Source organism: Streptomyces rishiriensis, assembly GCF_030815485.1.
Lineage (GTDB): Bacteria > Actinomycetota > Actinomycetes > Streptomycetales > Streptomycetaceae > Streptomyces > Streptomyces rishiriensis_A.
Window position 1 is genome coordinate 7698219 of record NZ_JAUSWV010000002.1, and the last position, 13624, is coordinate 7711842.

The window sequence follows — 13624 nt, forward strand, 5'->3', positions numbered from 1 at the left end:
GGGGTCCCGGATGTTCCGCAAGGTGCTGGTCGCCAACCGTGGTGAGATCGCGATCCGTGCGTTTCGCGCCGGCTATGAGCTGGGCGCGCGCACGGTCGCGGTCTTCCCGCACGAGGACCGCAACTCACTCCACCGGCAGAAGGCCGACGAGGCGTACGAGATCGGAGAGCAGGGGCACCCGGTGCGCGCCTACCTCTCCGTCGAGGAGATCGTCGGCGCCGCGCGCCGGGCGGGCGCCGACGCCGTCTACCCGGGCTACGGGTTCCTCTCCGAGAACCCCGAACTCGCGCGTGCCTGCGAGGAGGCGGGCATCACGTTCGTCGGCCCCGACGCGCGCACCCTCGAACTGACGGGGAACAAGGCGAGCGCGGTGGCGGCGGCCCGCGCGGCGGGTGTGCCCGTGCTCGGCTCGTCCGCGCCCTCCAACGACATCGACGAACTGGTCAGGGCCGCCGAGGAGATCGGCTTCCCCCTGTTCGTCAAGGCGGTCGCCGGAGGCGGCGGACGGGGCATGCGCCGCGTCGAGGACCCGGCCGTGCTGCGCGAGTCCATCGAGGCGGCCTCCCGCGAGGCCGCGTCCGCTTTCGGAGACCCGACCGTCTTCCTGGAGAAGGCCGTCGTCGACCCGCGCCACATCGAGGTGCAGATCCTCGCCGACGGCGAAGGCAACGTCATCCACCTCTTCGAGCGCGACTGCTCGGTCCAGCGCCGTCACCAGAAGGTGATCGAGCTGGCACCCGCGCCCAACCTCGCCCCGGAGCTGCGCGACCGGATCTGCGCCGACGCGGTCCGCTTCGCCCGTGAGATCGGCTACCGCAACGCCGGTACCGTCGAGTTCCTCCTCGACCCCGCGGGCCACCACGTCTTCATCGAGATGAACCCGCGCATCCAGGTCGAGCACACGGTGACCGAGGAGGTCACGGACGTCGACCTGGTCCAGGCCCAGCTGCGCATCGCCGCCGGCGAGACCCTGGCCGACCTCGGTCTGTCCCAGGAGACGGTCACCCTGCACGGTGCCGCCCTCCAGTGCCGGATCACCACCGAGGACCCCGCCAACGGCTTCCGCCCCGACACCGGCCGCATCAGCGCCTACCGCTCGCCCGGCGGCTCCGGCATCCGCCTCGACGGCGGCACCACCCACGCGGGTACCGAGATCAGCGCGCACTTCGACTCGATGCTGGTCAAACTGACCTGCCGGGGACGGGACTTCGAGACCGCGATCAAGCGGGCCCGGCGTGCCGTGGCCGAGTTCCGGATCCGTGGCGTGTCCACCAACATCCCCTTCCTCCAGGCCGTCCTGGACGACCCGGACTTCCAGGGCGGACGCGTCACCACGTCGTTCATCGAGCAGCGCCCGCACCTGCTCACCGCACGCTCCTCGGCCGACCGCGGCACCAAGCTGCTGACCTATCTCGCCGACGTCACGGTGAACAAGCCGCACGGTGAGCGGCCCGCGCTGATCGACCCGGTCACCAAGCTGCCGCCGCTGCCCGACACCGAGCCGCCCGCGGGTTCCCGCCAGGACCTGATCCGGCTCGGGCCCGAGGGCTTCGCCCGCGCGCTGCGCGAGTCGCCGACCATCGGTGTCACGGACACCACCTTCCGCGACGCCCACCAGTCCCTGCTGGCCACCCGGGTCCGCACCAAGGACCTCCTCGCCCCGGCCCCGCTGGTCGCCCGCACCCTGCCCCGGTTGCTGTCCCTGGAGTGCTGGGGCGGCGCCACCTACGACGTCGCCCTGCGCTTCCTCGCCGAGGACCCGTGGGAGCGGCTGGCGGCCCTGCGCGAGGCCGTCCCCAACATCTGCCTCCAAATGCTGCTGCGCGGCCGCAACACCGTCGGCTACACGCCCTACCCGACCGAGGTGACCGACGCCTTCGTGCAGGAGGCCGCCGCCACCGGGATCGACATCTTCCGCATCTTCGACGCGCTCAACGACGTCGGCCAGATGCGGCCCGCGATCGACGCCGTACGGGAGACGGGGACGGCCGTCGCCGAGGTCGCCCTCTGCTACACCTCCGACCTGTCCGACCCGAACGAGCGGCTCTACACCCTCGACTACTACCTCCGCCTGGCCGAGCAGATCGTCGAGGCGGGCGCCCACGTCCTGGCCGTCAAGGACATGGCGGGTCTGCTGCGCGCCCCGGCCGCCGCGAAGCTCGTGTCGGCGCTGCGCCGCGAGTTCGACCTGCCGGTGCACCTGCACACCCACGACACCGCTGGCGGTCAGCTCGCCACCTACCTGGCGGCGATCCAGGCCGGCGCGGACGCCGTCGACGGGGCCGTGGCCTCCATGGCGGGTACCACCTCGCAGCCCTCGCTGTCGGCGATCGTCGCCGCGACCGACCACTCCGAGCGGCCCACCGGCCTCGACCTCCAGGCCGTCGGCGACCTCGAGCCGTACTGGGAGGGTGTCCGGAAGATCTACGCCCCCTTCGAGGCGGGCCTGGCCTCCCCGACCGGACGCGTCTACCACCACGAGATCCCCGGCGGACAGCTCTCCAACCTGCGCACCCAGGCCGTCGCGCTCGGCCTCGGCGACCGCTTCGAGGACATCGAGGCGATGTACGCCGCCGCCGACCGCATCCTCGGCCACCTGGTGAAGGTCACCCCGTCCTCCAAGGTGGTCGGCGACCTCGCCCTGCACCTGGTCGGCGCCGGAGTGTCCCCGCAGGACTTCGAGGCCTCGCCCGACCGCTACGACATCCCCGACTCCGTCATCGGCTTCCTGCGCGGCGAACTCGGCACCCCGCCCGGCGGCTGGCCCGAGCCGTTCCGCAGCAAGGCGCTGCAGGGCCGCGCGGCGGCCAAGCCCGTGCAGGACCTGACCACCGAGGACCGCGAGGGCCTGGAGAAGTCCCGCCGCAGCACCCTCAACCGGCTGCTCTTCCCCGGCCCGACGCGCGACTTCGAGACCCACCGCCAGGCCTACGGCGACACCAGCGTGCTCGACAGCAAGGACTTCTTCTACGGTCTGCGTCCGAGCAAGGAGTACGCCGTCGACCTCGAGCCGGGCGTCCGGCTCCTGATCGAGCTCCAGGCCGTGGGCGAGGCCGACGAGCGCGGCCTGCGCACGGTCATGTCCTCCCTGAACGGCCAACTGCGGCCCATCCAGGTCCGGGACAAGGCGGCGGCCTCCGACGTACCGGTGACCGAGAAGGCCGACCGCGCCGACCCCGGGCATGTCGCCGCGCCGTTCGCGGGCGTGGTCACCCTCGCGGTCGCCGAGGGCGACGAGGTGGAGGCCGGCGCGACGGTCGCCACCATCGAGGCGATGAAGATGGAAGCCACGATCACGGCTCCGCGGGCCGGCACGGTGTCGCGGCTGGCCATCAACCGGATCCAGCAGGTCGAAGGCGGTGACCTGCTGGTCGAGGTGGGATGACCTCACGGGCCGCGGACGGTCACTCGCCCGCGGCCACGTACGGGTCGTCAGGGTCGTCCGCGCGTCCTCCCGGCCCGACAGGTCCACCGTCACTCCGTGGGGCTCCGGAGTCCGCCGTATCCGCTTCGCCATCGCCTCCGACAGGTAACACTCACCAACTCCCGCCGACGGTCCGCCCGGAACCGCTGCCCGTGCGGGCAGCAGGTCTGCCCCTGCGTCCGGTGACGCGCGCCGGGCCGACCGCTAACGTCCGTCCGTGAACAACTGCACTGTGCCGCGGCGGCCGTCGACCCCTCGTCCGGAGACCGCCGCGTGAGCGACGAGCCCGCCGTCGAGACCCCTGCGTACGAGGCCGCCACCGCTCCCGGTGTCCTCGCCCCCGAGATGCCCGCCCCGCAGGCGCCGGCCCCGCGAACCCCCGCCCCGCGCCCCCGCCGGCGCGGTCCGGGCCCCTTCACCCTCCTGGTGCTGCCGGGTCTGGTCACCCTCACCACCGTCGCCGGGTTCCTCGCCCTGACCGGTGGGCTCCCCGACGACTGGAGCCCCGGGGAGAGCACACCGCAGGACGCCGCCGGCGGCGTCGACGAGACCTACGGACCCTGGCTGCGCGAGTCCGCCGACGCCTGCACGGTCGTCACCCCGTCCACCCTCGCCGCGCAGATCGACCAGCTCACCGGCTGGAGCAACGACAGCGCCACCACCTCCGGCGCGCAGGGCATCGCCGCCTTCACCGCCGCCGCATGGAAGACCTGGGGCAAGGACGACGACGGCAACGGCCGCTCCTCACCGAGCGATCCGGCCGACGCCATCATGGCGCTGGGGCGCCAGGACTGCTCCCTGGCCCAGGAGGTCACCGGCCTCAGAACCGACGGCACGGTCAACGGCGAACTCGTCGACCTCACCCTCGCCGCCTACGCGGTCGGCACGGACGCCGTGAAGAAGGCGGGCGGTGTCCCCGCCGCGGCACAGACCTACCTCGGCGAGGTCAAGGCCCTGTTCGCGAAGTACGAGGCCTTCGACCGGCAGGACACGAGCGGCGGCGGCGTCCTGGCCGACGCGATCCTGGCACCGCCCGTCACCACGCTCACCGTCACCTCTCCCTACGGCTCCCGCCAGCACCCCCTCACCGGCGTCACCAAGCTCCACACCGGCGTGGACTTCGGCGCACCCCAGGGCGCCCAGGTCTCCGCGGCCCGCGACGGCACGGTCGTCTTCGCGGCCATGACCACGGCCTACGGCAACCGGGTCGTCGTCGACCACGGCACGATCGAGGGCAAACGGCTCCAGACGACGTACAGCCACCTGTCCGCCATCGGCGTCACCGTGGGCGGGTCCGTGCGGACCGGGACCCCGCTCGGGCGGGTCGGCTCCACCGGCCTGTCCACCGGCCCCCATCTGCACTTCGAGGTGATCTACGACGGCTACTACGCCGACCCCCTGCCCTGGCTGGCGCCGAACGGCTGACGGCGCCTCACGAGGACGGGCGCCACGCCGGCTCAGAGCGCGAGACGGCTGCCGACCGACCGGGCGACCTCGGTGTGGGAGAGGTACTCCACGATGCTGTGGGCCCGGTCGCGGGCGTTGATGACGGCGAGGTCGGTCAGGCCGTCCGCCCAGTCGTCGGCCAGCGGGCAGCCGATGGCGACCGCGTCGTTGGGGCACCACACGTTGAGCCAGTCCGCGACCACGTCGGGACGCTTGGGCCCGCCCACGAGAAGCCTGCGGTACACACTGTCCAGCCCGAGAGGACTGCCGGCCGTGGTCAGATGGACGACGCTCACCCCGGGAGACAGCCGTGTGGCGAGGTCCAGGCCGACGACCGTGCCCAGGCTGTGACTGACGAGAACCACCTCGCCCGAGTCCGGCACCGCCTCGAGCACACAGTCCAGGACCTCCTCCCGGACGGGCCGGGCGTCGTCGAGGTACGCGGCCACGTCACGGAAGATCAGCGCGATGGCCCATGCGTCGAGGTCGCTCCTGGCGGCCAGCCAGCTCAGCCTCTTCTGGAGGGCGCCGACGAGGTCGCCCAGGCCGAAGCCCTCGGTGGCCGGTTGCCGCTCCCGGGGCATGTTCCACTTCAGGGCCGCCTCGCCGATGAGCTCCTCGTAGACCGCGCGGGCGGACGGAGCGGAGGGCGCGACCACCTCCGCCGCCGTGGCGGTCGGCGCCTCGACCACGTGGGGGACGGCCTCGTGCGCGGTGAGGGCCTGCGCCAGCCTGTCGCCGTAGTAGGGGAACCAGACGTCCGCCGGGTCGACGGGAGGAAGCCCGGCGCGGACGAGCCCCTGGTTGAGCCCGGCCGCCCACGCGCGGCGCAGCTTCTCGGGGTCCTTGCCCTCCTGGGAACGACCGTGCAGGAAGACCAGGTGCCGCTCGCCGCCGAACGCGCCGCCCCGGGCGCGCAGGCCCGCCCGCGCGGCGGCCCGCTCGGGTGCCGGTGGCTGCGCGGCGACGACAACGGGTGCCGCGGCGGGAGCGGCGGCCCGGGCCTGGGCCAGGCCCGCCTCGGGACCGAGTTCGTCCAGCGGTGACGGCGGCGGGGAGGTGCGCGGGAGCGCCGCGAGGTGCTTCAGGATCGAGCTGATGCGCACGCCCTCGTTGGCCACCCAGTCGATGGCGTCGTCGCCGTCCCCGGGGCGCCAGACCTGCCCGTCCTGGCGCAGGACGCGGCCCTGGTCGTCCGTCCTGGGCACCCCGCTGTGATGGAGCGCGACGACCTCCCACTGGTCGTTGAAGACCGGCGAGCCGGAGTTTCCGGGTTCGGTGTCCGTCCTGTAGTGGAGGAAGTCGTCGAGGCGCGTCTGGAGCATGTTGTCGCGTACGGCGATCTCCTTCAGACGGCCCATCGGATGGCCGATGACGTTGACGGGCTCGCCGATCACCAGCTTTCCCGTCCGGACGCTGAGCCGGTTCCAGCCGAACGTCTCCCCGGGGGGCCGCCCGTCCGGGCCGGAGGCGACGAACACCAGCGCGAAGTCGAGGCGTTCGTCCGCCGCGAAGAAGGCGTCGGGGTCGAGCTCCAGCCGGATCGGCGTCTGGGGTGTGTTGTCGACGGTGACCTGCGCGTCGAACTCCACGAAGCACTGCCGGGAGGCGTCCGCGTCGGTGAGGACGTGATGGTTGGTCATCAGCAGGCTCGGCGAGACGAGGAAGCCGGTGCCGAGCGGCAGTTCACGGCCGTTCTCCCGGACCGAGATGCGGGCGACGGTACGTGCGGCCCGGCTGCCGCGCGGCAGGAAGCTCCAGGCCTGGAGCTCCTTGGACACCCCGAGGATGCGTTCGTACGCCGCCGTCGCGGCCAGCGGCTCCGCGCGGACGGCCTCCACCACCATGGCGGGAGACACCGCGTGCCGCTCCAGCAACCGGGCCGCGCGGGCCGCGAGTGCCTCCTCGGAGTCCGGGAAGGCGACCCCGGCGTCCTGCTGCCGTTCGACCGCGCGCCGCTCGTCGCCGGCCGCGCCGTACCGTGCGGCGGCCGCCGCGATCTGGCGCTCCCGCTCATCGCGGGACCTGTCCGTCGCAGCCATGTCGGTTCACCGTCCTTCAGGCCGTACCGGCCGCTCGGAGGCGAGGACGTACGGTGTCCGGCCGGGGGGCGCCGTGCGGCGCGTCGCCGCTCGCTCATCACCTTGCCCCTGTCCTGCACGGAAACTGCGCAGGCCCCGTGGACAACGGCCACGGCGCGAAGAAGCGAGGAAGCGAAGAAGCGAAGAAGTCGAAGCCCGCGGCGACCGCCCGCCCCGGCCGATGGGCCGGGGTCGTTGCGGGCCGCCGACGGTGGCCGGCCGAGCCCGCCTCCGAGGCGCAAATACCATCAAAACACTTCGGAATACCATGGTATGAGAGGCGTCGCCCGCCCGCACGTCGAGGACCGGACCGGCGCCGTGTCACCGGTGTCTTCGATGCCCGGCCGCACCCTTACGGCCTTGCCGGCCGCGGAGGCGGGGCTTCGGCTGGTGCCCCTTGCGCCGCTTGCCCGACCGGTTCACGGCCGTCTGCGCACGCGCCTGGGCGGGCGGCCCGGCTTGCCGCAGACTCTCCATCGTGTTCTCGATCGCGTGCAACTCCTCCTCGGCACGCCCCGGTTCCTCCGCGTCGAGCCGGGCGAACGCGGAACGCGCCTGCTCGTGCGCGCGCAGCACCTTGGCACGGGGGCGGCCCCGGCCTCCGTACGACTGGGCCAGTACCGCCTGTGCCCGGGCCCTGTTGAACCTGAGCCGCCAGGCGCGTACGTCCAACTCGTCGTACAGCGTCAGTGCCCGGCGGGCGGCCGCCTCGGCCCGTCCGCAGGTCTGCCGGATCGCGGGTCCGGCACGCCGGGGCCGGCCCGTCCAGCGCGAGCAGAACCTCCGCCTCCAGACAGCTCGTCCAGGCCTCGTGGACGCGGTTGGCCCACCGGTCCTCCTTGCGCATCCCCTCGTACTGTTCCAGTGCCTGCTCGACGCTCTCCAGAACCTTGAGCAGGTCCTCCGGCCGGCTCTCCGCCGGACGCGCCCGCGCTCTGCCGAGATGCGCCTCCGCCAGCCGGCCCGGCGCGAGGGCGTGCTGCGGCCGGACCGCCTCGCGGTACTCGCCACCCGGAAGGTGTGCCGGTCCTCCGAGAGGTCGTAACTGCCCTCGTGACGCACGTAGGCGCGGGCCGTCACCGCGGAGCCCTCCGGTCCGACGCAGTGACCTGCGGTGAGGACGAGTTCCGGTGTCAGCAGATACTTGTCCGATCCCCCTGCGGGGCGGGCAACTCGATCACCCGGGATCGGCGGGGGCGTCGGCGCGCACCCCCTCGTCCTGTCGGCCTAGTGTGGGAAGAGGGGTGACTCTTCGTCCGGGCCGACATGGAGGAGAACCGTGATGAGCAAGGTCGCCACCAACACCTTCCAGACGTATCGAGCGGTCGCCAGTTTCGAGCGGGCCAGGGAGATAGCCCGCACGACGTCACCGTTCACCATCGAGATCCGCTTCCTCGGCGGACTGACGGGCACTCAGCAGGACGCCTTCGCCGCGGCTGCCGACCGTTGGGCCAAGGTCGTCGTCGGGGACCTGGACACCGCGCTCGTCAACGGCGACGTCATCGACGACCTGCTCATCGAGGCCGAAGGGGTCACGATCGACGGTCCCGGCCGCGTCCTGGGGATGGCCGGCCCCACCGACTTCCGTGACGACTCCGCGCAGTTCGGCGCGTTCCTGCCGGCGAAGGGCGTGATGAGGTTCGACTCCGCCGACCTCACCCGGATGGAGGCGGACGGCACGCTCGTCGATGTGATCACGCACGAGATGGGACACGTCCTGGGCATCGGCACCCTGTGGACGGCGTTCGGCCTCCTCAAGGGCGGCGGCACCCAGAACCCCAGCTTCGTCGGCGCCCGCGCGACGGCCGAGTTCGCCGCACTCCTCGGTGAGGAGGACCCGGCGCCGGTGCCGGTCGCCAACTTCGGCGGGCCCGGTACCCAGGACAGCCACTGGCGTGAGGCGGTCTTCGTCAACGAACTCATGTCGCCGTTCATCTCCGGAGCCGGCAACCCCCTGAGCCGGATGACCGCGGCGAGCCTCGGCGACCTCGGCTACCAGGTCGACCTCGACGGCGCCGAACCCTACACACTGCCGAATCTGCTCCAGATCGCCAGGGAGGGCGCTCTCGTGCCGCACACGGCGCCACTCGGCGACGGCATGATGCTTCCGGTGGTGCCGACGCGTCTTCCCGCCGCGACGCCGTAGGCGGTGGCGCCCGAAGCGGTCGCCGTGTGCGGACCTCTCCGGGCGCACGGTCATCGCAGGACGGCCTCCCAGGTGTCCACGGCGTAGTGCAGGACCATTCCGTGGCGCGCGTACAGCCCCGGCGCGCCGGTCGCGTTGGAGGTGTCCACACCGAGCCCGACGCTGTCCCGGCCCCGGACGGCGAAGGCCGCGAAGGCCTGCCGCAGCAGCAGCCCGGCCAGTCCGCGTCCCCGGGCTTCACGCAGCACGCCGATGCTGCGGATCCACCCCATCGCCTCACGGTCGTCGCGGGCCAGCACGAACCCGGCGTCGCCGGACTCGTCCGTGGCGGCGATCCACACCAGGGACCAGTCGAGCCCCGCCGCGTCCACGTCGTGCAGCCACTGCTCGTAGCCGCGTGGCTGGAAGTCGAAGTGCTCGGCGAAGGCGGACTGGTAGAGCTCGTGGACGCGGACCCGGTCCGCCTCGGTGGCGCAGGCCCGCAGCCGCACCCCGGGGGGCGACGCCGGCGGCCGGTCAGCCGCCCGGTCCAGGGGACGGCGCAGTACGTGGTAGCGCCGTACGACGGACCAGCCGCGGGCCCGGAGCAGCGCGGTGTCGAGGGTGGGCGCCGCGTTGAGATGCAGATGCACCACGGCCCGCCCGGCCCCGTTCTCCCGGGCCCGCTCCAGCGCCCGGGTCTCCATCGAGGCCAGGACGAGCCGGCCCGCCTCCTGCCGGTCGGGCAGGACGTAGTGGTCGATGTCGACGCGTTCGCCGCCCGACTCGTCCCACAGCAGCCCGTACGCGACCAGCCGGTCACCGTCGAAGGCGAGCCAGGAGTCCCGCCGCAGATCCGTGTCGGGGTGCTTCAGATCGGCCTCGACGGTGCGCGGATCCGTCTCGGGCCGGCCGATCTCGATGCGGTCGACCTCGTTGAGGAGAGCGGCGACGGCGGGCGCGTCGGCGAGGACGGCGGGACGCAGGCGGTAGGGCATGGCGCCAGGGTCCGGGGAAGGGGACCCGGGCGCAACGCGATTTCACGTTGCGCAAGGTGCAGCCATGAGCCCTGTATGCGCCCCCGTACGCCTGGGCAGAATCCGTTCTGCCATTGATCATGCGGGCGAGCGGCACGGCTGCACACGACGGCGCCGTGTCACTCGCCACGAACTTCCAGGGAAGGCAGGTCGGTTGTCGTGCAGTTGCGTCTTCCCTCCTCGATATCCGAAGCCCAGCGGTGTCTGGCGGAGGGAGCGGTACCGGTAGGCGGCGCCACGCTCGTGTGGGCCGGCTGGCAGCGGGACGGCTTCCCCGAGCAGGCCGTGTCACTGCGCAACGTCCCGGAGGCCGGCACGGTGGGGCCGCACGGACTGGGCGGCGCCGTGCTGCTGCACCGCGTCGACGCGACCGTGCCCGAGGCGCTGCACCGGGCGGCCTCCGGCGTGGGCACCGGCGCGGTGCGCAGGGCCGCGACGGTCGGCGGCAACATCGTCGGAAGCACGCTGCGCTGTCTGCTCCCGGCGGCCCTCGTCCTCGACGCCCGCGCCACCGTCCTGGAACCCGACAGCGTCTACGAGACCGATCTGGGCGAGCTGCTGGCGAAGCGTCACGTACTGCTCAGCCTGCGCTGGCGCACCCCCCTGGTCAGCGGCTACCGCAAGCTGGAGGGCGAGGCGGGCGGGCCGCCGCCCCTCGTCGTCGCCGTCGCCGTGCACGCCGACGGCGACGGTCCCGGCGAGCTGCGGGTGGCCGTACGCGACGGCTACGAGGTGTTCAGCGAGAGCACGCCGTACGACTCCGATCCGGAACAGGTCCTGCACGCCCTGGCGGGCACCGACGTGAGCGCCCTCCCCGCCACCGCCCGGGAGGCGGTCCACGCCCAGATCACCGACGTACTGGCCCGCGCCGCCGAAGGCTGAGGCCCGGGTGCCGGGCGTCGCGGATCACGTCTCCCGCTCGGGCGCGTACGCCTCCGCCGCCACCATTCCGAAGGTCCAGGCGACGCCCTCCCGTGCCGTGCGGGTCGCCGGGGCACCCGCGGCCAGTAGGTGCGCCGTGTCCCGTCCGGCTCCGGCGTGGAGTTGAGGACCTCCACCATGACGACGGGCTCGTCGGCCGGGAGGTCGATACGCCACAGGGTGCCCGTCTCGTCACGGTGGACATGACGCGCCCCCGAGTCCGCCAGACAGCGGTCGTAGCCGTAGTGCTCCAGCATCACCCGGCGCAGTTCGGATCCGGCAGGCCGGCCTGCCGGTAGGCCCGGCGCACGCCCGGACCACCACTGGCAACGCCCCCGGAACCGGGGTTCCCGCGCCGGCTCCCGGACCGAGGCCCCGCCGAGGGGCCCTGTCACTGCCTGTTGGTAGAACTGCGGACACATGCCGCACCGTGCCCCCTCTCTTCCCAGGAGCAGCTGAATGACCATCGGTGATCACCTCGACGTGCTGTTCGGGCTGCCCGCGTACACCTTTCCCGGCCCGGACCGCACGCCCCGCCCGGTGGAGCCGGAATCCGTCGCCTGGCGCGTCACCAGTGACGTCTACGAGGCCGACGAGGCCTGGACGAAGGCGTTCGCCCGCTTCTGTTCCGCCGTCGACACCACCCGGGTGCGAGCCCTGATCGTCGGTGCCTGGCAGGAGGCGTACGACACGGACCCCTCCGACGTCGTGGAGGCGCTGGTGGCCGCCCGGGACCGGTTCCCCGCGTTGCGGGCGGTGTTCCTCGGCGACATGGTGGGGGAGGAGTGCGAGATCTCCTGGATCAACCAGACCGATGTGACCCCGCTTCTGACCGCGTTCCCCGCGCTGGAGGAGTTCGGCGTGCGCGGCGGGACCGGGCTGCGTTTCCCCGCCGTCAGCCACCGCGCGCTGCGCAGACTCGTGATCGAGACGGGCGGGCTGCCCGCCGAGGTCGTGCGCGGGGTCGGCGGCAGCGACCTGCCCGAGCTGGTCCATCTCGACCTGTGGCTCGGCACCCCCGAGTACGGCGGCGACAGCGAGGTCGCCGACCTGGAGCCGATCCTGTCCGGCGCCCGGCTGCCGAGCCTGCGTCACCTCGCCCTGCGCAACAGCGAGATCCAGGACGCCGTGGCCGCGGCCGTCGCGTCCGCGCCCGTGGTGGCGCGTCTGGAGGTGCTGGACCTCTCCATGGGCGTGCTGACCGACGAGGGCGCGGCCGCCCTGCTCGGCGGCCAGCCGCTCACCCACCTCAAGAAGCTCGACCTGCACTACCACTATCTGAGCGAGTCCCTCGAGGAGCGTGTGCGGCGGACCGTGGAGACCGCGGGCGTCGAGGTGGACCTCGACCGCGACGACGCCGAGGAGGACTCGGACGACGACGGCACGCCGTGGCGCTACGTCGCCGTCGGGGAGTGAACACACCACCCATGGTTCACCGTCCCTCCCCCCTCGGCGAGTCCGGCCCGGACCGGGCGTCCGGGCCGCGCCTCGCGGTGGTCGGCAACCCGGACAACCGTCGGGTCGCCCTCTTCGAGGAAGCGGTGCGCGCGGCCGGCCTGCCGGCCCCGCGTGTCGTGCCGTGGGCGGACGTGCTGAGCGCCGGCGGCGCCGAGTTCGCCGCCGACGAGATCGTCCGCCTGGACTCACCCGGCGAGAACCCCGCGGTCGACCGGCTGCTGCGCGGTGCCACGGACCCGACGCGGGTCGAGGGCTCCGGCCGCTGGTACGCCCGCTTCACCGCCGCCGTCCGCAGCCTGCGCGGCGGCGTCCGCCTCGACGACCCGGACGAGCTGGCGGTGCTGTTCGACAAGCGGCTCTGCCACGCCGTCCTGGACGCGGCGGGCGTTTCGGTGCCCGCCTCACCCACCTCGGGCCCACGGGGCGAGCCGGTACGCGGCTGGGACGACGTACGCGCGTCGATGCGCGCCCATCGGATGCCCCGGCTCTTCGTGAAACCCGCGCACGGATCGTCCGCCTCGGGCGTCCTCGCCGTCGAGTCGGGCGGCGGCGGCCGGATCAGGGCCACCACCTCCGTGGAACTCGCCGCCGACGGCGGCCTGCACAACTCCCTCCGGGTGCGCCGCTACGAACGCGAGCAGGACATCGCGGCCATCGTCGACGCGCTCGCCCCGGACGGGCTGCACCTCGAGCGCTGGCTGCCGAAGGCCTCCCAGGACGGCCGGGCCGCCGACCTCAGGGTCGTCGTCGTGGCCGGTCGCGCCACCCACGCGGTGGTCCGCACCAGCCGGTCGCCCCTGACCAACCTCCATCTCGGCGGCCGCCGGGGCGACCTGGACTCCGTCCGGGAAGCCGTCGAGGGGGCGGGCGCCCGCTGGACCGACCTGCTGGAGGTGTGCGAGCGGGCCGCCGCCTGCTTCCCGCGCACCCTGTGCGTCGGAGTCGACCTGCTGCCGGCCGTCGGCTGGCACCGGGCCGCGGTCGGAGAGGTCAACGCCTTCGGCGACCTGCTGCCCCGGCTCACCGGCCTGCCCGGCAGCGGCGCGGAAGGCCTCGACACCTACGCGGCCCAGGTGGCCGCCGTCCTGGGCGACCCCACCCGGTACAGAACAGGAACATCGCATGCCTGAGC

9 protein-coding genes and 1 pseudogene are annotated in these 13624 nt (G+C 73.1%); 6 read left to right on the forward strand and 4 right to left on the reverse strand.

The window, feature by feature from the left end; all coding sequences use genetic code 11:
• The first annotated feature begins 10 nt into the window (after positions 1–10).
• Together QF030_RS36550 and QF030_RS36555 are read left to right on the forward strand one after the other, a co-directional pair.
• On the forward strand, positions 11–3385 hold the full coding sequence (locus QF030_RS36550; RefSeq protein ID WP_307166844.1) for a pyruvate carboxylase: 3375 nt from the start codon (positions 11–13) through the stop codon (positions 3383–3385).
• A gap of 312 nt (positions 3386–3697) precedes the next feature.
• Positions 3698–4849 carry a M23 family metallopeptidase gene (locus QF030_RS36555; RefSeq protein ID WP_373428856.1) on the forward strand — a complete coding sequence of 384 codons (1152 nt, stop codon included), beginning with the start codon at positions 3698–3700 and terminating at the stop codon, positions 4847–4849.
• Positions 4850–4881: 32 nt separating this feature from the next.
• On the opposite strand, the gene QF030_RS36560 is transcribed toward QF030_RS36555, so the two are convergent.
• Together QF030_RS36560 and QF030_RS36565 are read right to left on the reverse strand one after the other, a co-directional pair.
• The gene (locus QF030_RS36560) at positions 4882–6912 is read right to left on the reverse strand and encodes a trypsin-like serine peptidase (protein WP_307166845.1); all 2031 of its coding nucleotides are present in this window, start codon (positions 6910–6912) and stop codon (positions 4882–4884) included.
• 360 nt (positions 6913–7272) lie between these two features.
• Positions 7273–7623 (reverse strand): hypothetical protein, encoded by a 351-nt coding sequence (locus QF030_RS36565; protein WP_307166846.1) that lies wholly within the window; start codon positions 7621–7623, stop codon positions 7273–7275.
• Between the two features lie 610 nt (positions 7624–8233).
• Between QF030_RS36565 and QF030_RS36570 the strand changes: the two genes are divergently transcribed.
• On the forward strand, positions 8234–9097 hold the full coding sequence (locus QF030_RS36570; RefSeq protein WP_307166847.1) for a leishmanolysin-related zinc metalloendopeptidase: 864 nt from the start codon (positions 8234–8236) through the stop codon (positions 9095–9097).
• Positions 9098–9147: 50 nt separating this feature from the next.
• Here the strand turns inward: QF030_RS36570 and QF030_RS36575 are convergent, their stop codons facing one another.
• On the reverse strand, positions 9148–10074 hold the full coding sequence (locus QF030_RS36575) for a GNAT family N-acetyltransferase (RefSeq protein ID WP_307166848.1): 927 nt from the start codon (positions 10072–10074) through the stop codon (positions 9148–9150).
• Positions 10075–10272: 198 nt separating this feature from the next.
• Here QF030_RS36575 and QF030_RS36580 point away from each other — a divergent pair, with 198 nt between their 5' ends.
• On the forward strand, positions 10273–10995 hold the full coding sequence (locus QF030_RS36580; protein WP_307166849.1) for an FAD binding domain-containing protein: 723 nt from the start codon (positions 10273–10275) through the stop codon (positions 10993–10995).
• A gap of 24 nt (positions 10996–11019) precedes the next feature.
• On the opposite strand, the pseudogene QF030_RS36585 reads toward QF030_RS36580, so the two are convergent.
• A pseudogene (locus QF030_RS36585) lies at positions 11020–11309 on the reverse strand (DUF6745 domain-containing protein); the annotation flags it as partial.
• Between the two features lie 184 nt (positions 11310–11493).
• Between QF030_RS36585 and QF030_RS36590 the strand changes: the two are divergent.
• Positions 11494–12450 (forward strand): STM4015 family protein, encoded by a 957-nt coding sequence (locus tag QF030_RS36590; protein WP_307166850.1) that lies wholly within the window; start codon positions 11494–11496, stop codon positions 12448–12450.
• An 11-nt stretch (positions 12451–12461) separates the two neighbouring features.
• On the forward strand, positions 12462–13622 hold the full coding sequence (locus tag QF030_RS36595) for an STM4014 family protein (RefSeq protein WP_307166851.1): 1161 nt from the start codon (positions 12462–12464) through the stop codon (positions 13620–13622).
• The last annotated feature ends 2 nt before the right edge of the window (positions 13623–13624 follow it).